The 17,360-nt window shown below is 57.3% G+C and carries 19 protein-coding genes; 10 read left to right on the top strand and 9 right to left on the bottom strand.

Translation table 11 applies throughout. The features are described 5' to 3' along the window. Positions 1-5 precede the first annotated feature (5 nt). From yihS to yihU, 3 genes are read right to left on the bottom strand one after another with little or no spacing between them, the layout of a single operon-like run. Positions 6-1,247, bottom strand: a complete 1,242-nt coding sequence (yihS, locus tag WFN61_RS19285) for a sulfoquinovose isomerase (protein ID WP_312235411.1) — start codon at positions 1,245-1,247, stop codon at positions 6-8. A 14-nt stretch (positions 1,248-1,261) separates the two neighbouring features. Next, positions 1,262-2,137 carry a sulfofructosephosphate aldolase gene (yihT, locus tag WFN61_RS19280; RefSeq protein ID WP_312283119.1) on the bottom strand — a complete coding sequence of 292 codons (876 nt, stop codon included), beginning with the start codon at positions 2,135-2,137 and terminating at the stop codon, positions 1,262-1,264. Positions 2,138-2,154: 17 nt separating this feature from the next. Next, entirely contained in the window at positions 2,155-3,045 is an 891-nt protein-coding gene (gene yihU / locus WFN61_RS19275; RefSeq protein ID WP_337039105.1) for a sulfolactaldehyde 3-reductase, read from the bottom strand. Positions 3,046-3,199: 154 nt separating this feature from the next. On the opposite strand from yihU, the gene WFN61_RS19270 reads away from it, so the two are divergent. From WFN61_RS19270 to WFN61_RS19240, 7 genes are all read left to right on the top strand, one after another. Then, positions 3,200-4,096, top strand: coding sequence for a sugar kinase (locus tag WFN61_RS19270; protein ID WP_312777706.1), 897 nt, complete (start codon positions 3,200-3,202; stop codon positions 4,094-4,096). Positions 4,097-4,130: 34 nt separating this feature from the next. Further along, entirely contained in the window at positions 4,131-4,937 is an 807-nt protein-coding gene (locus WFN61_RS19265) for a DeoR/GlpR family DNA-binding transcription regulator (RefSeq protein WP_144818899.1), read from the top strand. A gap of 120 nt (positions 4,938-5,057) precedes the next feature. Continuing rightward, the gene (yihX, locus tag WFN61_RS19260; protein ID WP_144818897.1) at positions 5,058-5,657 is read left to right on the top strand and encodes a glucose-1-phosphatase; all 600 of its coding nucleotides are present in this window, start codon (positions 5,058-5,060) and stop codon (positions 5,655-5,657) included. Beyond that, positions 5,651-6,523: a virulence factor BrkB family protein gene (locus WFN61_RS19255; protein ID WP_144818895.1), complete on the top strand. Its 873-nt coding sequence runs from the start codon at positions 5,651-5,653 to the stop codon at positions 6,521-6,523. The genes yihX and WFN61_RS19255 overlap by 7 nt, the downstream gene beginning before the upstream one ends. Beyond that, complete coding sequence (gene dtd, locus WFN61_RS19250) at positions 6,520-6,957, top strand: D-aminoacyl-tRNA deacylase (RefSeq protein ID WP_337039104.1); 438 nt, start codon at positions 6,520-6,522, stop codon at positions 6,955-6,957. Before WFN61_RS19255 ends, dtd begins: the two co-directional genes overlap by 4 nt. 44 nt (positions 6,958-7,001) lie before the next feature. Then, positions 7,002-7,943, top strand: a complete 942-nt coding sequence (gene fabY, locus WFN61_RS19245; protein WP_186370588.1) for a fatty acid biosynthesis protein FabY — start codon at positions 7,002-7,004, stop codon at positions 7,941-7,943. Between the two features lie 131 nt (positions 7,944-8,074). After that, positions 8,075-8,707 (top strand): hypothetical protein, encoded by a 633-nt coding sequence (locus tag WFN61_RS19240; protein WP_337039103.1) that lies wholly within the window; start codon positions 8,075-8,077, stop codon positions 8,705-8,707. A gap of 82 nt (positions 8,708-8,789) precedes the next feature. On the opposite strand, the gene fdhE is transcribed toward WFN61_RS19240, so the two are convergent. From fdhE to fdnG, 4 genes are read right to left on the bottom strand one after another with little or no spacing between them, the layout of a single operon-like run. Continuing rightward, positions 8,790-9,719, bottom strand: a complete 930-nt coding sequence (gene fdhE, locus WFN61_RS19235; RefSeq protein WP_144818887.1) for a formate dehydrogenase accessory protein FdhE — start codon at positions 9,717-9,719, stop codon at positions 8,790-8,792. After that, positions 9,716-10,351, bottom strand: coding sequence for a formate dehydrogenase cytochrome b556 subunit (gene fdoI, locus WFN61_RS19230; protein ID WP_042394479.1), 636 nt, complete (start codon positions 10,349-10,351; stop codon positions 9,716-9,718). The genes fdhE and fdoI overlap by 4 nt, the downstream gene beginning before the upstream one ends. Beyond that, positions 10,348-11,253 (bottom strand): formate dehydrogenase subunit beta, encoded by a 906-nt coding sequence (fdxH, locus tag WFN61_RS19225; protein ID WP_144818885.1) that lies wholly within the window; start codon positions 11,251-11,253, stop codon positions 10,348-10,350. The genes fdoI and fdxH overlap by 4 nt, the downstream gene beginning before the upstream one ends. Before the next feature lie 12 nt (positions 11,254-11,265). Then, positions 11,266-14,316, bottom strand: coding sequence for a formate dehydrogenase-N subunit alpha (gene fdnG, locus WFN61_RS19220; protein WP_144818883.1), 3,051 nt, complete (start codon positions 14,314-14,316; stop codon positions 11,266-11,268). Between the two features lie 190 nt (positions 14,317-14,506). Here fdnG and fdhD point away from each other — a divergent pair, with 190 nt between their 5' ends. Both fdhD and WFN61_RS19210 read left to right on the top strand, forming a co-directional pair. Continuing rightward, the gene (gene fdhD / locus WFN61_RS19215; protein WP_144818881.1) at positions 14,507-15,331 is read left to right on the top strand and encodes a formate dehydrogenase accessory sulfurtransferase FdhD; all 825 of its coding nucleotides are present in this window, start codon (positions 14,507-14,509) and stop codon (positions 15,329-15,331) included. A 128-nt stretch (positions 15,332-15,459) separates the two neighbouring features. Next, positions 15,460-15,672: a DUF1471 domain-containing protein gene (locus WFN61_RS19210; RefSeq protein ID WP_042394493.1), complete on the top strand. Its 213-nt coding sequence runs from the start codon at positions 15,460-15,462 to the stop codon at positions 15,670-15,672. Between the two features lie 38 nt (positions 15,673-15,710). On the opposite strand, the gene WFN61_RS19205 is transcribed toward WFN61_RS19210, so the two are convergent. Together WFN61_RS19205 and WFN61_RS19200 are read right to left on the bottom strand one after the other, a co-directional pair. Next, positions 15,711-16,034, bottom strand: coding sequence for an AzlD domain-containing protein (locus tag WFN61_RS19205; RefSeq protein ID WP_042394496.1), 324 nt, complete (start codon positions 16,032-16,034; stop codon positions 15,711-15,713). Continuing rightward, positions 16,034-16,693 (bottom strand): AzlC family ABC transporter permease, encoded by a 660-nt coding sequence (locus WFN61_RS19200; protein ID WP_144818879.1) that lies wholly within the window; start codon positions 16,691-16,693, stop codon positions 16,034-16,036. The genes WFN61_RS19205 and WFN61_RS19200 overlap by 1 nt, the downstream gene beginning before the upstream one ends. A 115-nt stretch (positions 16,694-16,808) precedes the next feature. Here WFN61_RS19200 and WFN61_RS19195 point away from each other — a divergent pair, with 115 nt between their 5' ends. Next, entirely contained in the window at positions 16,809-17,357 is a 549-nt protein-coding gene (locus WFN61_RS19195) for a helix-turn-helix domain-containing protein (protein WP_144818878.1), read from the top strand. Positions 17,358-17,360 lie beyond the last annotated feature (3 nt).

The raw sequence follows: 17,360 nt of genomic DNA, 5'->3' as shown, positions 1-17,360 counted from the left end.
CTTTCTTATTTGGCCTGGCTATCCAGTAAACCGGCGGCAACAGCCGGGGCGAGTCCCGGTGCCAGCGGCAGGCGGGGGATCACCAGGCAGTGCAGCAGGTGATAGATATCCTGCTTGCCGTCCCAGACTTTGGTGGTCACTTTGTTATTGGTATCCAGCTCCTGCCACCATGAACCGTTTTCGTAGTCCATCAGGTACGTGATGCAGTAATCCCACCATTTCTGATACCAGGCTTCGTACTGCGCCTCGCCGGTCACGGTGTAGAGGGCATAGGCCGTGCCCATCGCCTCGACAATTGGCCAGCGTACGCGCTCGCGCACGATAGGCTTGCCGTCCCAGCCCACCGAGTAGACAAAACCATCTGCCCCGTCGGGTGCCCAGGCGTCGCGGATAGTGGCGTGGAAAAGGCCTTTTGCATCCTCCAGCAGCCAGTCAGGCGGGGTTTCAAAGCGGGCTTCCAGCGCGGCGCGCAGGTGCAGCATCAGGCGGCCCCACTCAATCCAGTGGCCCGGAGTGCCGCCGTAGGCGCGGAAGCGGTGGGCGGGGTTATCGATGTTGTAGTCGCGGATCGGGTTCCAGTGAGTGTCGAAATGCTCGTTAACGCGATACTCCCCTTTGCGGGCCACGTCGTGAATAATGACCGAGGCGATGCGCAGGGCACGGTCGAGCCATTTACGGTCGTGGGTGACGTCATAGACGATGAGGAACGCTTCCACGGCGTGCATATTGGCATTGCCCCCGCGGTAATCCTCTGTTTTGCTGAACGCTTCGTCCCACGACTCGAGGCACATCTGCTCCTCTTCGCTCCAGAAGTAGCGCTCGATCACCGCAATCGCCTCGTCGAGGAGAGGACGCGCCTGCGGATGGCCGGTGGTCACCGCGCTGGCAGCGCCCAGCAGCACGAAGAAGTGCTGGTAGCCCTGCTTGGAGGCATCAATCACGCCTTCATCGTTTACGCAGGCGTACCAGCCGCCGTGCTGCTTGTCGCGCAGCGGGCCATTGAGGGCATTAATGCCGTGCTCAACCAGCGCATACGCGCCGGGGCGGCCCATGTTCGCCGCCACCGCATACACGTGCAGCATACGGGCGGTGATCCAGAGATGGGTGCCCATGTCGCTGCGTACCTGGCCGTTATTGCCGAGCCAGCCGAAGCCGGTCGGCACGGCGGCGTTTTTACCGAAATCGAGAATGCGGTCGGTCTCTTGTTCAAGCCAGCGGTTGTGGCTCAGGGTGTTAAACCATTTCATGTTCAGGTCCTTTCTTAACGGCGAGCCATCATTTCGTCGACGATCTCACCTAAACGCTGCAGTTTCGGTACAGAAATATCGCGAAGCATCATTTCGGTGTCCGGCAGGCCCACCACTGACGACCAGACGGCTCGGCCAGCAAGGAAACCGGATGCGCCCGCCTGCATAGCAACCTGTACCGCACGGGGGAAGAGTTTGTCGTCCACGCCGGAGGAGAGGATCACCCACGGCATAGCGATGTTCTCGTTCAGCCTCTGCGAGGCGGCCAGCAGCGCCTGCTGCGAGCCTCTGCCAAACAGCGGCATCTCCACCTTGTAGAGGTCGGCCCCGCTGTCACCCAGCTCTTTCGCCGCCTCGATAATGGCCTGCTCGCGGTCGAAGGTGTCACCCCGACGCGGAGGACGCACCACCGGCTCAATAATGCTCAGCAGCCCGTGGTTGTGGCACAGCGTGTTGAACGCCTTCACCATCTCCAGACGCTGCTGCGGATCCTCATCGCTGCGCCAGAGCACCAGCAGCTTCAGCGCCTTGCCGCCGTCGCGCTTCACCGCCTGCGCGTCGATATTTTTATCAATCACCACGCTGTCGACCGGAATACCGTTGCCTGGAATAAACTCGTCGGCTGCGACAATCATCGCGCAGTTTTTGGCTATCGCGTGCTGCTCAACGACCTGGCGATAGCAAAACTGCTGGTCGACGAGGATCGCTGAAGCGTACGGCGACAGAATCTTCGCCGCGTTGACCTTAAAATCGGTCAGATGCTGGTCGCTAACCGGCACCGGGGCACCCGCTGCGGCAAACATCAGGCGCATCGCTTCGCGCTGATCCACGGCCAGCATCGCAAAACCGCCGGAGGGTCGGGTGATATCTTTCAGGGTGTACGTCGTCATTCCTCAGTCCTTTCGTATCAGTGTGATTTTTTCAGCCCGGCAGATGCGCGAACCTGTTCAAGAATGGCCGTCCAGTCTTCGCGCCCGCGCCCGGCGGCGCGCGCCTGGTTGTAAACTTCGCGGGAAGCCGCGCCCAGCGGCATTGGAACGTGCAGCTGGTTGGCGACATCCAGGGCAATGCCCAGATCTTTATGCGCCAGATCGATCATAAAGGCGGGTGAAAGATCCCCCTTCAGCACCTTGTTCGGCCACGACGTGGTGAAGTGCCCTTTTCCGGCAGGCGTCCCGCTCATCACCTTCAGCGCGACATCGAAGCAGAGTCCCAGCACCTCGCACAGCACGGCGGCTTCAGCGGAGAGCGCGTTCAGAGCGATGCTCATGTAGTTGTTGATAAGCTTCACGCGGATGCCCATGCCTGGCCCGCCAGCGTTAATGAGCTCGTTGCCCATCGCCATTAATACGGGGGTCGCACGTTCAACCTGCTGCGCCGTGCCGCCTGCCAACAGGAGCAGCGTTCCAGCAATAGCATGGTCAGACGTACGTCCGACGGGGACGTCCATCATGCTGAAGCCTCGCTCAGCCATGTCGCGGATCAGCGCGTCGGTTTGCAGTGGATGAATGGTAGACATATCAATCACCAGCGCTTCACGGGATAATCCTTCGCAAACGCCGTGCTCGCCGAACAGTACGCTGCGCACCAGGTCGCCGTTTGGCAGCATGGTGATCACAAATTCGGCATCCGTTGCTGCCTGCGCTGGCGTTCCCGCCGCCTGCGCGCCGCTCTCCACCAGCGCCTGAACCGCGTGCGGGTTCACATCAAAGACCTGAAGCTGGTGACCTTGTTGCAACAGATTCTTCGCCATTGGCGCGCCCATCTGCCCTAAACCGATAAATGCGATTGCTGACATGCCTCTCTCCTGTCACATCGTGTCAATTTCTGCGCGTTTGTGTTGTCTGTTTTTGATCGTATTTGTAATCTAAAGTCAAAAAATAGACATGGGTCACTTTTTAAACATTTGGTCAAATTAAAATGTCACTATCAGAAAACAGGAGAAACTCACTATGGCTCGAATAGCCTGTATCGGTATTACCGTACTGGATCGCATCTGGTATCTCGCTGATTTACCTGTCGAAGGGGGAAAGTATGTGGCGCATGACTATACGGAAGTGGGCGGCGGGCCAGCCGCAACGGCAGCGGTGGCGGCGGCAAAGCTGGGCGCGGAGGTGGATTTTATTGGCCGCGTGGGGGACGACGATACGGGAAGGAGACTGCTGTCGGAGCTGGACGCCCTGGGGGTAAACACGCGCTATACCCGGGTTGTACCGGGCGCACGCTCATCCCAGTCGGCGGTGCTGGTTGACGGAAAGGGGGAGCGGATCATTGCTAACTACCCCAGCCCCGATCTGCCAGAGTCGGCGGACTGGCTTGACGCTATCGACTTCTCCCGCTGGGACACGGTACTCGCGGACGTGCGCTGGCACGAGGGGGCTAAGCGCGCGTTTACGCTGGCCCGGCAGCAGGGGGTGACTACGCTGCTGGACGCGGATGTGACCCCGCAAAATATCGCTGACCTGGTGGCCTTAAGCGATCATGTCGCCTTCTCTGCGCCCGGCCTGCAACGCCTGACCCAAGAGAGGGAGACCGTTGCCGCTCTTAAACGCGCACAAATGCTCACCCAGGGTCGCGTTTATGTTACTCAGGGCGCAGAAGGGTGCGTCTGGCTGGAAGGTGACCGCGTATGCCATCAGCCAGGTTTTAAGGTAGAGGTCGTGGATACCACCGGGGCGGGAGATGTTTTTCACGGCGCGCTGGCGGTAAGCCTGGCGCAGCATGACGCCTCTGCCGAGGCGGTACGTTTTGCCAGTGCCGTTGCCGCGTTAAAATGCACCCGACCCGGCGGACGTGCAGGGATCCCTGACTGTGATCAAACCCGCTCTTTTTTGTCCCTTTTTGTATAGAATGCGAAACGTGATGGTTTTTCGAGGACAATCCATGAGCCTTACCGAATTGACCGGCAACCCGCGGCACGATCGCCTGCTGACGCTGATCGCCGATCGTGGCTACATGAATATTGACGAGCTGGCACAGCTGTTAGCGGTCTCTACGCAAACCGTGCGCCGCGACATCCGCAAGCTTAGCGAGCAGGGGCTGATCACCCGCCATCACGGCGGAGCGGGGCGCGCTTCCAGCGTGGTGAATACCGCGTTTGAGCAGCGGGAAGTGTCGCTGACGGAGGAGAAGCGTGCCATTGGTGAGGCCATTGCCGACTATATCCCTGATGGATCGACGATATTTATTACCATCGGCACTACCGTCGAGCATGTTGCACGTGCGTTACTCAACCATAATCATCTGCGTATTATCACCAATAGCCTGCGCGTGGCGCATATTCTGTATAAAAATCCCCGCCTTGAGGTGATGGTACCTGGCGGTACGCTGCGCTCCCACAATGGCGGTATTATCGGGCCTGCTGCCACGGCATTCGTCTCCGGCTTCCGGGCTGACTATCTGGTCACCAGCGTGGGCGCGGTCGAAACCGACGGCGCAATGATGGAGTTTGACGTGAACGAGGCCAGCGTAGTGAAGGCAATGATGGCGCATTCGCGTCATATTCTGCTGGCTGCCGATCATACGAAATACCACGCCTCTGCTGCCGTTGAGATCGGCAACGTCTCGCAGGTAACGGCGCTCTTTACCGATGAGCTTCCCGGCCCGGCGCTACAAAAACTGCTTAAAGCAAGCCAGGTAGAGACGGTAGACGTCATGGCTGACGAGCAGGCGAGCCAGGCCCCGCTTTAAATCTACTCTGCAGGCTCTCTTCCTGAGGGAGCCTGCCCCCTTTCAGGCTGACGCTAACGCATAGCCAAAGCGTATCTTTCCCGCTACAGTTATTTTTCCACGGCAAGCAAGGAGAGAAACATGCTCTATATCTTTGATTTAGGTAACGTGATTGTTGATATCGACTTTAATCGCGTGCTGGGCGCATGGAGCGATCTCAGCCGGATCCCACTGGCGACGCTGAAGCAGAGCTTTACCATGGGCGAGGCGTTTCACCGCCACGAGCGGGGCGAGCTGTCGGATGAAGATTTTGCCGAGGCGCTGTGTCTGGAGATGTCGCTACCGCTGAGTTATGAGCAGTTCTCCCACGGCTGGCAGGCGGTGTTTGTCGGGCTGCGTCCGGAGGTGATCGACATCATGCATAAGCTGCGTGCGCAGGGGCACCGTGTGGTGGTGCTCTCCAATACCAACCGCCTGCACACCACCTTCTGGCCAGAGCAGTATCCTGAAGTGCGCGCCGCAGCGGATAAGATTTACCTCTCCCAGGAGATGGGGATGCGTAAGCCCGAGGCGCGTATCTACCAGGCGGTGTTGCAGGAAGAGGGTTTCTCGGCCGAGGATGCGGTCTTTTTTGACGATAATGACGATAATATAGAGGGAGCTAATCAGTTAGGTATTACCTCAATTCTGGTGACCGGAAAAGAGACGATACCGAACTACTTTGCAAAACAGCTATGCTAAAAACCGTTCATCATAAAGCCAGCCACCATGCCCGCCCGCTGTGGGCGTGGCTCCGGCTGCTCTGGCAGCGCATCGACGAAGACAATATGACGACGTTGGCGGGTAATCTCGCCTACGTTTCGCTGCTTTCACTGGTACCGCTGGTGGCGGTAATTTTTGCGCTTTTCGCCGCATTTCCGATGTTTAACGACGTCAGCATGCAGCTGCGACACTTTGTTTTTGCCAATTTCCTGCCATCAACCGGCGATATCATTCAGCGCTATATCGAACAGTTTGTCGCTAACTCCAGCAAAATGACGGCGGTAGGGGCGTGCGGCCTGATTGTCACCGCGCTGCTGCTGATGTATGCCATTGATAGCGCCCTGAATACCATCTGGCGTAGCAAGCGGGCGCGACCCAAAGTCTACTCCTTTGCCGTCTACTGGATGATCCTGACCCTGGGGCCGCTGCTGGCGGGGGCAAGCCTGGCGATTAGCTCCTATCTGCTCTCGCTGCGCTGGGCAACCGATCTGAATAGCGTGATCGATCACGTCCTGCGTATCTTTCCGCTGATCCTGTCGTGGCTCTCGTTCTGGCTGCTCTACAGCATCGTGCCGACCACCCGCGTGCCCAACCGCGATGCCGTCGTTGGCGCGCTGGTGGCCGCGCTGCTCTTTGAGCTGGGGAAAAAGGCGTTCGCGCTCTATATCACCATGTTTCCCTCCTACCAGCTCATCTACGGCGTGCTGGCGGTGGTGCCCATTCTCTTTGTCTGGGTCTACTGGACCTGGTGTATCGTCTTGCTTGGTGCAGAAATAACTGTCACTCTCGGGGAGTACCGCAAACTCAAATTAGCCGCAGAGCAAGAGACATTAGACCAACCATGATTGCATTAATTCAGCGTGTTTCCCGTGCCAGCGTGACCGTGGAAGGTAACGTGACGGGTGAAATTGGCCCCGGACTTTTGGTGCTGTTAGGTGTCGAAAAAGAGGACGATGAGCAAAAAGCGAACCGTCTTTGCGAACGCGTATTAGGCTACCGTATCTTCAGCGATGCCGACGGCAAGATGAACCTCAACGTTCAGCAGGCCGGTGGCAGCGTGCTGGTGGTATCGCAGTTTACGCTGGCAGCGGATACCGAGCGCGGCATGCGTCCGGGTTTCTCTCGGGGCGCAGCCCCGGATCGCGCCGAAGCGCTGTATGACTACTTTGTCGAGCGCTGCCGCCAGCAGGAGATCGTTACGCAAACTGGGCGGTTCGCTGCCGATATGCAGGTTTCGCTAGTCAACGACGGTCCGGTTACCTTCTGGCTGCAAGTATGAGCCAACAGTTAGCCTGGCCCCAGGTCACAAGAGAGAGTGCTGCTATGTATCATCTTCGCGTACCGCAAACCGAAGCAGAGTTAGAGCGCTACTACGCGTTTCGTTGGGAAATGCTGCGTAAGCCCCTTCATCAGCCGCGCGGCTCCGAGCGCGATGCCTGGGATGCGATGGCGCATCATCAGATGGTGCTGGATGAAGAGGGCCAGCTGGTTGCCGTTGGGCGGCTGTATATCAACGCCGACAACGAAGGCTCGATTCGCTTTATGGCCGTGCACCCTGACGTGCAGGATAAAGGGCTCGGCACGCTGATGGCCATGACCCTGGAGTCGGTGGCGCGCCAGGAGGGGGTTAAGCGAGTCACCTGTAGCGCCCGCGAGGACGCCGTTGAGTTTTTTGCCAAGCTTGGGTTTGTCAACGAAGGTGAGATCACCGCCCCGCAAACCACACCGCTGCGCCATTTTCTCATGATGAAACCCATCGCCTCGCTGGACGATATTCTGCATCGCGGCGACTGGTGCGGACAGCTACAGCAGGCCTGGTATCAGCACATTCCGCTCAGCGAGAAGATGGGCGTGCGCATTCAGCAGTATACCGGGCAGAAGTTTATTACGACCATGCCGGAGACGGGTAACCAGAATCCACACAATACGCTATTTGCCGGGAGTCTTTTCTCTCTCGCCACGCTGACCGGCTGGGGGCTGATCTGGCTGATGCTGCGCGAGCGTCACCTCGGCGGCACGATTATTCTCGCTGACGCCCATATTCGCTACAGCCACCCTGTCACCGGCAGACCCAGCGCGATTGCCGACCTGGGTTCGCTCAGCGGCGATCTCGACCGTCTGGCCCGCGGCCGCAAAGCTCGCGTGCAGCTGCAGGTTGAGCTGTTCGGCAACGACGTCGCCGGCGCCATTTTTGAAGGCATCTTTATCGTGCTGCCAGCGAAACCCTTCGGTTCGTACGAAGAGGGCGGTAACGAGGAGGAGTAACGGCAATCCCGGCGCGTCATGCGCCGGAAACGATCTATTTTATCGGCAAAATATAAAAATCACTTTAGAGTATTGCTGCCCCGACCTGTTTTTATAATGCGATCGCAATATTATCCATTTTGGGGAAGATTATGAAAACAGTGACTTATTTGAAAGCGTATTTACTGAATAGCACCAGTGCCAACGTTGAGCTGGCGTTAAAAGACGATACGAAGAATATAAGAATGCAGAGTAAGCTGATAAAAAAACTCGAGAAAGTTAATAATAGTGAGGTTCGTTACGAACTGAAAAAAGCGCAGAAATATAACGATCAGCTGACAGCGTTGAGAGGGGGTAAGTACATGTTTCGCGCCCTCGACGCTGCTGAACGTTCTGAAAAATCCGCAGCGTCTGCCACTGAAACGCAGGGTATAACAAAGCCAGCATTACCGCTGGAGATAATCGGCTTTATGAGCTCGCCCGAACAGGTGAATATAACAATGAATCACCTCACCGGGCATCTGGATGCTATTCTGGCATGTGCAGATCGCGATGCCGTGAACGCTCAAAAGGGGATGCGTAAGGTCACCACCGCCCTGCAATATCTTAGCAATTTCAATACCAGCGCTGAGGATAAAAAAAACGCGCACGCGCTATTACATCATTCTGTTGCAGATAAAGATTTCTGTATATTTGGCAACAATAATATCGATACTGATGTGCAGTATGATGCGGTAATGGCGCATTTAAGCACTATTAAGTCCTGGCTCGATAAGAAAAATTAAAACCGTGCGCCCAAAAATAACCCATGCGTTTTTATTGAGAATGCCGGGCAAGCGTCGCGCCGCCCGGCATTGTTAAAGAGGACTACTCCCCTTCACCCGGGAACAGGAACGGGTTGATGGAGCTGCGGGCGAAGCCCTCCTGCTCCATGCGCGCGTCCAGCACCAGCGAGGCCAGATCGTCTGCCACCGGCTCGACGTTCGGATCTTTTTCCTGATACAAAATCTTCAGGTAGGTACCGCAGTCGCCGCAGCTCTCTGCTTTGACCGAAGCCTGCTCGTTGTCCAGCGACCAGTAATGCAGATCGCGGGTTTGCTCGCAGTTGCTGCACTTCACGCGTACCACGTGCCACTCGGTTTCACACAGGTTGCAGTGCAGATAGCGCAGCCCCTGTGAGGTACCAATCTGCACGATGCTGGACACCGGCATTGAGCCGCAGACCGGACAGAACTGACGCTGCTCACCGTACTCGGCGCGGGCTTTACCCGGGATCAGGCTGGCCATTTGCGCCCAGTAGAGCGACAGCGCCGCCCAGATGAACGGCGACTTATCGCTGCTCACTGCCGCGAAGTTGCTGGCGAACAGGGCGCTCGCCATCTCTTCCAGCTCCTGAGTCGAAGCCTTCTCCAGATTCTCAATCACCGCCAGCGCCTGGCCGCTCATCTCTGGTTTCAGCTCGGCAATCAGAGAGTGCAGCAGCTTGTGCCAGTGGGTGTCGCGTGGCAGGACGTGAATATCCAGCGGCGGCTTGCCCTGGTCAGCAGCCTCTTTGATGCGTGCGGTCAAATCCATGGTTAATGGATGATCGTACAGCACCACCTCCTGGGCATGGGCTACCAGCGCGGCGAAGCGCAGATAGTCACCCAGCGGATTGCTCTCGGCCAGCGTGCGCAGGCGTTCTGCTCGACGGTTATAGAGATTTTTCAGCCGGGGAAACAGCAACGGCGGAATGGCTTCCGCCGCACGTTTCTCGCCTTTCTCCAACGCATCTTGCGGGATTATGCGAATACTCATTCAGCCTCTTTTTCCGATTTGCTCCGGACTTCACGATACCAGCGCGGGTGATGTCTCTCCGCCCAGGTTTTCGTTACCCATCCTTCTACCATGGCGGTAATCGTGCCTTTTACCCAGAGGGCGGCGTAGATATGCACCATAATAACCACAATTAGCCCAACTGCGGCAAATGAATGCAGCATGATCGCCAGGCGGATTGTTGGGATGGAGAAGTAAGGCGCGAGCCACGGACGCCACATGATAATTCCGCTGACCAGCAGCAGCACCAGCAGAATAATCGCTGCCCAGAAGACGCACTTCTGACCAAAGTTATAGCGCCCGGTGTCGCCAACCTCTTCGTTAACGATGATTTTCTGGATGTTTTTCGCCCAGAAGATATCGTCCCGGTTGATCAGGTTGTGGTGCCAGTAGCGGAAAAACATGATGATAAACGAGGCAAACATCACCACCCCAACGAAGGGGTGGAGGATCCGCGCCAGCTGCGGCGTGCCGAGAATATTCATCAACCAGTTAAAGGAGGGGAAGAAAAACCCCAGCCCGCTCACCGACGCCAGCACGAAGCAGAAGGCGGTGACCCAGTGGTTGATGCGTTCCGGCGCGGTATAGCGCACGATGGTGTCACGTTTTCTCATTTGCGCACCTCATCATCTTTTTTGTCGTGAAGATTGTCTTCGTCATCGTCAGCGCGGTTTGGCCCGACGCCCACGTAGTGGAAGACGCTGGCGGCAAAGGTCGCCGCAAAGCCAACGGCGGCGAGCGGTTTCCAGATACCTTTCCAGAACTTCACAGTGGCGCTGATCTCCGGGTTTTCCGGCAGGCCATGATAGAGATTCGGCTTGTCGGCATGGTGCAGCACGTACATCACGTGCGTACCGCCAACGCCTGCCGGATCGTACAGGCCTGCATTATCGTAACCACGGGTTTTCAGCTCATTGACGCGCTCGCCCGCCAGCGTTTTCATATCCTCTTTGGAACCAAAATGGATAGCGCCGGTTGGGCAGGTCTTCACGCAGGCAGGCTCCTGGCCGACGGTCACGCGATCCACGCACAGGGTGCATTTGTAGACGCGGTTATCTTCCGGGTTCAGGCGCGGAACGTCGAACGGACAGCCAGCGATGCAGTAGCCGCAGCCGATGCACTGCTCAGACTGGAAGTCGACGATGCCGTTAGCGTACTGAATGATTGCCCCTTCAGACGGGCAGGCCTTCAGACAGCCAGGATCGGCACAGTGCATGCAGCCATCCTTACGGATCAGCCACTCCAGTTTGTCGTTCTGCTCGACTTCCGAGAAGCGCATCACCGTCCAGGATTTGGCCGTCAGATCCGCCGGGTTATCATATACCCCGACGTTATGACCCACGTCATCACGGATGTCGTTCCACTCGGAACAGGCCACCTGACAGGCTTTACAGCCGATGCAGGTGGTCACGTCGATGAGCTTCGCCACTTCGAGCTGGTGATCCCGCGCCTGAGGCGCGGGGGTAAAGCTGTTAGTCGCGGAACGACGAATAATGTCTTGCGATTGATAAGCCATAGGTCGTCTCCGTTACACCTTTTCCACGTTCACGAGGAACGCCTTGAACTCCGGCGTCTGCGTGTTCGCATCACCAACAACCGGCGTCAGCGTATTGGCAATAAAGCCCTTCTTCGCCACGCCTTCATAACCCCAGTGGATAGGTATCCCGATGGTATCGACTTCCTGGCCGTGCACGTTCAGGGTGCGAATACGTTTGGTCACCACCGCTTTGGCCTTGATATAGCCGCGGTTAGAGGAGACCTTCACCGTATCGCCCTGGGCAATGCCCAGCTTGCCCGCCAGCTTCTCGCCGATCTCCACAAACTGCTCCGGCTGCGCAATCGAGTTCAACAGCGCGTGCTTGGTCCAGTAGTGGAAATGCTCGGTCAGGCGGTAAGTGGTCCCGACGTACGGGAACTTATCCGCTTTACCCATCGCGTCCATATCATCTTTGAACACGCGAGCGGCCGGGTTAGAGATCACATTCGGATGCAGCGGGTTGGTACCCAGCGGCGTCTCAAACGGCTCGTAGTGCTCCGGGAACGGTCCTTCCGCCATCTTATCGATCGCGAACAGACGTCCGACGCCCTCTTGCAGCATGATAAACGGCCCAACGTTGCTACCCGGAGGCGCGGTGTTGTAGTCCGGAATATCTGCCCCTACCCATTTACCATTGGCATAGGAGAGCAGCTGGCGTTTCGGATCCCACGGTTTACCCTGCGGGTCCGCCGAGGCGCGGTTATAGAGGATGCGGCGGTTCAGCGGCCACGCCCATGCCCAGCCAAGGGTATTCCCCAGCCCTGACGGATCGGCGTTGTCACGGCGCGCCATCTGGTTACCGTCCGGCGTCCAGCTACCGGCAAAGATCCAGCAGCCGCTGGAGGTGGTACCGTCATCACGCAGATGGGCAAAGGAGGAGAGCTGATCGCCCTTCTTCGCCAGCACCTTGCCGCTCGCCGGGTCGATGATATCTTCCAGCGCTTTGCCGTTGCTCTCCATCGCCACTTCCTGTGGGGAAGGGTTCTCTGGCGTGGTGTAGTTCCAGGACATGTTCAGAACCTGTTCCGGGTTCGCACCGCCCTCAGCCGCGTACATCTTACGCAGGCGCAGGAAGATACCCGCCAGGATCTCGCCGTCGTTCAGCGCTTCGCCCGGAGCGTCCTGACCTTTCCAGTGCCACTGCAACCAGCGCCCGGAGTTGACGATAGAGCCGTCCTCTTCCGCAAAGCAGGTTGATGGCAGACGGAACACTTCAGTCTGGATTTTCGATGAATCAACGTCGTTCTGCTCGCCGTGGTTCTGCCAGAAGGTCGAGGTCTCGGTACTGAGCGGATCGATAGTGACCAGGAACTTCAGCTTCGACAGCGACGAGACAACCTTGTTTTTGTTCGGGAACGATGCCACCGGGTTAAAGCCCTGGCAGATGTAACCCGTCACCTCGTTTTTCGCCATCATGTCGAAATACTGCAGGACGTCGTAGCCTTTATCCCACTTCGGCAGCCAGTCAAAGCCCCAGCTGTTCTCCGCCGTCGCTTTGTCGCCGTAGAAGGCTTTCATCATCGACACGAAGAATTTCGGGTAGTTGCTCCAGTAGTTAACCTGGCCTTCCAGCAGCGGCTTGGTGGTATTGCCGGCGAAGTAGGTTTCCAGATCGTTCTGCTTATCGTTCGGCAGCGTCATGTAGCCCGGCAGACTCTGGGTCAGCAGGCCAAGGTCGGTCAGACCCTGAATGTTGGAGTGGCCGCGCAGGGCGTTAACGCCGCCGCCTGCCATCCCCATGTTGCCGAGCAGCAGCTGGATCATCGCCATGGTACGAATGTTCTGCGCACCAACCGAGTGCTGCGTCCAGCCGAGCGCGTAGAGGAACGACGCGGTCTTATCGTGGGCGCTGGTTTCGGCGATATATTCGCAGACCTTCAGGAAGTCGGCTTTTGGCGTACCGCAGATGTTTTCCACAACCTCAGGCGTATAGCGAGCCAGATGCTTTTTCAGCAGGTTCCATACGCAGCGAGGATGCGTCAACGTCATGTCGCGTTTCGCATAGCCGTTTTCATCCAGCTCATAGTTCCAGCTGGCTTTGTCATACTTGCGCTTATCCGGGTCATAGCCGGTAAACAGACCGTCATCAAAGCCGAAATCTTCCCGCACGATCAGGCTGGCGTTGGTATAGGCTTCGGTATATTCACGGTTATATTTTTCGTTATTCAGCAGGTACAGCATGACGCCTGACAGGAAGGCGATGTCAGTACCAGAACGAATAGGCGCATAGAAATCCGCGACCGAGGCGGTTCGCGTAAAGCGCGGATCGACGACAATCAGCTTCGCGCCATTGTGGATCTTGGCTTCCATCGCCCAGCGGAAACCCACCGGATGCGCTTCTGCCGCGTTCCCACCCATCACGACGATGAGGTTGGCGTTCTTCATGTCGACCCAGTGGTTGGTCATCGCACCGCGACCAAATGTTGGAGCAAGACTTGCTACCGTTGGTCCGTGTCAAACACGCGCCTGGTTGTCGACGGCTAACATGCCGAGTGCGCGGGTAAATTTCTGGGATAAATAGCCGGTTTCATTGCTGGCCGCAGAGGCGCACAGCATACCGGTAGAGAGCCAGCGGTTAACGGTCACGCCCTGCTCATTCTGCGCGATATAGTTGGCGTCGCGGTCCTCTTTCATCAGTTTGGCGATGCGATCGAACGCCTCATCCCAACTGATACGCTGCCATTTATCAGAACCTGGCGCGCGGTATTCCGGATACTTCAGGCGGCTTTCGGAGTGGATAAAGTCCACCAGACCGGCTCCTTTTGGACACAGCGCACCGCGGTTCACCGGATGATCCGGATCCCCTTCAATATGGAAGATGGATGATTTGGCATTTTTTGCACCGTCGCCAAGGCTATACATTAATAGCCCGCAGCCAACGGAGCAGTACGTACAGGTGTTACGTGTTTCGCGGGTGCGCAGCAGCTTATACTGCCGTGTTTCCGCCAGCGCGACGCTGGGTGCAAAGCCCAGTGCGGCTGCCGTTGTACCTGCCATACCGCCAGCACAGATCTTAAAGAACTGCCTTCTGCTGACCTGCATGGGGTCGCTCCTTACTTTTTTATTTATGTCGACATTGTCTCGAATGGTGATCTCGAGTCTTTACGCTTTGCGGGCATGGCCGTAAAGGTTCAGAATAGAATGGTCCTCCTCGCCCTGGAGGAATTGCCGCCAGAATACCACAATGTCACCAGGCCTGTTCCCATACAGTTAACAAAAAGTGAACAATAAAATGCTCTCTACTCCTAAAAAGTCGACCGATATCACAGGGTGCCGCCAGGTGACGCTGTGGAAACGTGATGATTTACAGCATCCTCAGCCGGACAGCGTGGCGGAAGAGGTGCCCGTCGCGCTGGTCTACAACGGGATTTCACACGTGGTGATGATGGCCTCGCCGAAGGACCTCAGCGAGTTCGCCATTGGGTTCTCTCTTTCGGAAGGCATCATCGACGCCCCGGCGGAGATCTACGGGATGGACGTGGTGCCCTCCTGTAACGGTCTGGAGGTGCAGATTGAGCTCTCCAGCCGCCGCTTTATGGGACTGAAAGAGCGTCGTCGGGCGCTGGCTGGCCGTACTGGCTGCGGCGTATGTGGCGTGGAGCAGCTTAATGATATCGGCAAGCCGGTTACCCCGCTGCCTTTTACCCAGACGTTCGATCTGGCGAATCTGGATCGGGCGCTTCGCCAGCTGAGCAGCGTCCAGCCGGTCGGCCAGCTTACCGGCTGTACCCATGCTGCGGCGTGGATTGCGGCCGATGGCGAGCTGATGGGCGGGCACGAGGATGTCGGCAGGCACGTGGCGCTGGATAAACTGCTGGGCCATCGCGCCCGGGAAGGCGCTGGCTGGCAGCAGGGGGCGGCGCTGGTCTCCAGCCGGGCGAGCTATGAGATGGTGCAGAAGTCGGCCATGTGCGGCGTGGAAATTCTGTTTGCGGTCTCGGCGGCTACAACGTTAGCGGTCGAAGTTGCCGAACGCTGCAACCTGACGCTGGTGGGTTTTTGCAAGCCTGGCAGGGCAACGATCTATACCCATCCACAGCGGTTGGTGGGCGCATAATGTACATTCAAAAAATTTGAATTTAGTCAGCAAATCCCTTTACTTTTAGTTGGTGATGAACCGGTCTATTATTTATCACATCAAGGCGACACGCCTTATACAAACAACTTAATTAAAGGGTAATCATCATGAAAAACATCAAAACTTTTGTTGCAGTTATCGCTCTTGCCGCTTCCTTCGGTTCTTTTGCTGCCCAGTCCGTCTCCGCGACTGACACTACGCTCTCCGGTGCGGAAGCAAAAATCGCCGCTCAGGCCGAGCAGGCTGGCGCGTCATCTTACAAAATTACCCAGGCTTACTCAGGTAACTATGTACACATGACCGCTGAGTTGACCAAATAACATCTTCATCGTTGAAAGAGCGCCTACGGGCGCTTTTTTTATGCCACGCCCGCCAGCCGCAGCAGCGCCGTCACCACCGCTGCCGCCACGATCACCACAATTAACGGCATCTTACGCCAGGCCAGGAATACGGCAAAGGCGACGCCGATCACCCGCGCCATACCGGCGAAATGATCCCCTTCGTAAAAGGTGGTTGCCAGCGCCACGGAAAACAGCAGCACGGTGGCCGCATCGGAAAGCAATGCCTGCGAACGTTCAGAGAGGGCCAGCCGGCTACCGAGTTTGGCTCCGCCCAGGCGCATCAAATAGGTGCCTGCTGATAACAGGACGATGCCGAGAATAAATACCGTCATGTTTTCCACTATTTTTTCCTTGCGGCCAGGCCGAGCAGAGAGAGCAGGACCGGTAAACCTACCGGCGCAAAGGGTACGGCGGCAAGTGATAACGCTGCACCGCTACAGGCGCGAATAAGCGTGGTGCGATTTTTAAAAGCCGGTACCACTAACGCCAGCAAAATAGCCGGGAAGACCGCATCCAGGCCGATGGTCTCTGGATCGGGCAGCAGTTTACCCACTACCGCACCCAGCAGTGCGCCAAGCGGCCAGATAATCGCCACCCCTAATCCGCACAGCCAGTAGGCGGCTTTACGCTGTTCAGGCGTTTTCTGCGACAGGCCAAACACCACGCTTTCGTCATTCATGATATGGCAGCCGAGCAGGCTGGCACCGCGCTTGCCGACCAGGTCGCGCACCGTCACGCCAAACGGCACATGGCGGGCATTAACCAGTAAACCAGCGGCGGCGGCGGCCAGCGGATTACCGCCGCTGGCAACGATGCCGATGAACATAAATTCAGACGCGCCCGCCAGCACGGTAATAGAGAGCACAAAGGGTACCCAGATCGGGAAGCCGTACGCCATTGCCAGCGAACCGTAGGACATACCGACAATACCCACCGCCAGGCAGACCAGAACGATCGCCTTTATCGTGTCGCCTTTCAGGCAAGAGAGATGATGTTTCATACTGTTTTAGCCGTATTGGTTTAGCCATATCGAACGAATATCCATTATAATGAACGCATCCAGATCGTTTTACAAGATGAACGATTCGTTCGATATATAGAGCAAGGGCCGTTATATGACGCAGCCGATTAGCGTGATCGCTAAAAGTTTAGTGCGAGAACGTCTGCGAACCGGACTTTCCCTGGCAGAAATTGCGCGCCGGGCCGGGATCGCCAAATCCACGCTCTCTCAGCTAGAGTCAGGCAACGGCAACCCGAGCCTGGAGACGCTCTGGTCGCTGTGCGTGGCGTTGGACATTCCTTTCGCCCGTCTGCTGGAGCCGCAGCAGCCCGCGACGCAGGTAATTCGCCGGGGAGAGGGAACGAAGGTGGTTGCCGGGCAGGCGAACTATGAGGCAATTTTACTGGCCGCCTGTCCACCGGGCGCGCGGCGTGATATCTATTTACTGCTGACCCAGCCAGGCGCGGATCGCATCTCCCAGCCTCATCCGCCGGGATCGGTGGAGCACATCATTGTGACCCAGGGTCGGGCGCTCGTGGGGCTGACCGACGCGCCGGAAGAGCTGGGGGAAGGGGATTACATCTGCTATCCCGCCGATCGGCCGCATATCTTTAAAGCGCTTGAGCCGGATACGCATGCGCTTCTGGTTGCGGAACAAAATTAAACA

Source organism: Pseudescherichia sp. AS216 (assembly GCF_037152055.1).
Classification (GTDB): domain Bacteria; phylum Pseudomonadota; class Gammaproteobacteria; order Enterobacterales; family Enterobacteriaceae; genus Pseudescherichia.
Note: the sequence above shows the minus strand (reverse complement) of the source record. Positions and strands in the feature narration are given on the sequence as shown.

Excerpts from the sequence above, each read along its gene's own strand:
- yihS (WP_312235411.1), bottom strand. The coding sequence starts at position 1,247 with ATGAAATGGTTTAACACCCTGAGCCACAACCGCTGGCTTGAACAAGAG.
- yihT (WP_312283119.1), bottom strand. The coding sequence starts at position 2,137 with ATGACGACGTACACCCTGAAAGATATCACCCGACCCTCCGGCGGTTTT.
- yihU (WP_337039105.1), bottom strand. The coding sequence starts at position 3,045 with ATGTCAGCAATCGCATTTATCGGTTTAGGGCAGATGGGCGCGCCAATG.
- WFN61_RS19270 (WP_312777706.1), top strand. The coding sequence starts at position 3,200 with ATGGCTCGAATAGCCTGTATCGGTATTACCGTACTGGATCGCATCTGG.
- WFN61_RS19265 (WP_144818899.1), top strand. The coding sequence starts at position 4,131 with ATGAGCCTTACCGAATTGACCGGCAACCCGCGGCACGATCGCCTGCTG.
- yihX (WP_144818897.1), top strand. The coding sequence starts at position 5,058 with ATGCTCTATATCTTTGATTTAGGTAACGTGATTGTTGATATCGACTTT.
- WFN61_RS19255 (WP_144818895.1), top strand. The coding sequence starts at position 5,651 with ATGCTAAAAACCGTTCATCATAAAGCCAGCCACCATGCCCGCCCGCTG.
- dtd (WP_337039104.1), top strand. The coding sequence starts at position 6,520 with ATGATTGCATTAATTCAGCGTGTTTCCCGTGCCAGCGTGACCGTGGAA.
- fabY (WP_186370588.1), top strand. The coding sequence starts at position 7,002 with ATGTATCATCTTCGCGTACCGCAAACCGAAGCAGAGTTAGAGCGCTAC.
- WFN61_RS19240 (WP_337039103.1), top strand. The coding sequence starts at position 8,075 with ATGAAAACAGTGACTTATTTGAAAGCGTATTTACTGAATAGCACCAGT.
- fdhE (WP_144818887.1), bottom strand. The coding sequence starts at position 9,719 with ATGAGTATTCGCATAATCCCGCAAGATGCGTTGGAGAAAGGCGAGAAA.
- fdoI (WP_042394479.1), bottom strand. The coding sequence starts at position 10,351 with ATGAGAAAACGTGACACCATCGTGCGCTATACCGCGCCGGAACGCATC.
- fdxH (WP_144818885.1), bottom strand. The coding sequence starts at position 11,253 with ATGGCTTATCAATCGCAAGACATTATTCGTCGTTCCGCGACTAACAGC.
- fdhD (WP_144818881.1), top strand. The coding sequence starts at position 14,507 with ATGCTCTCTACTCCTAAAAAGTCGACCGATATCACAGGGTGCCGCCAG.
- WFN61_RS19210 (WP_042394493.1), top strand. The coding sequence starts at position 15,460 with ATGAAAAACATCAAAACTTTTGTTGCAGTTATCGCTCTTGCCGCTTCC.
- WFN61_RS19200 (WP_144818879.1), bottom strand. The coding sequence starts at position 16,693 with ATGAAACATCATCTCTCTTGCCTGAAAGGCGACACGATAAAGGCGATC.
- WFN61_RS19195 (WP_144818878.1), top strand. The coding sequence starts at position 16,809 with ATGACGCAGCCGATTAGCGTGATCGCTAAAAGTTTAGTGCGAGAACGT.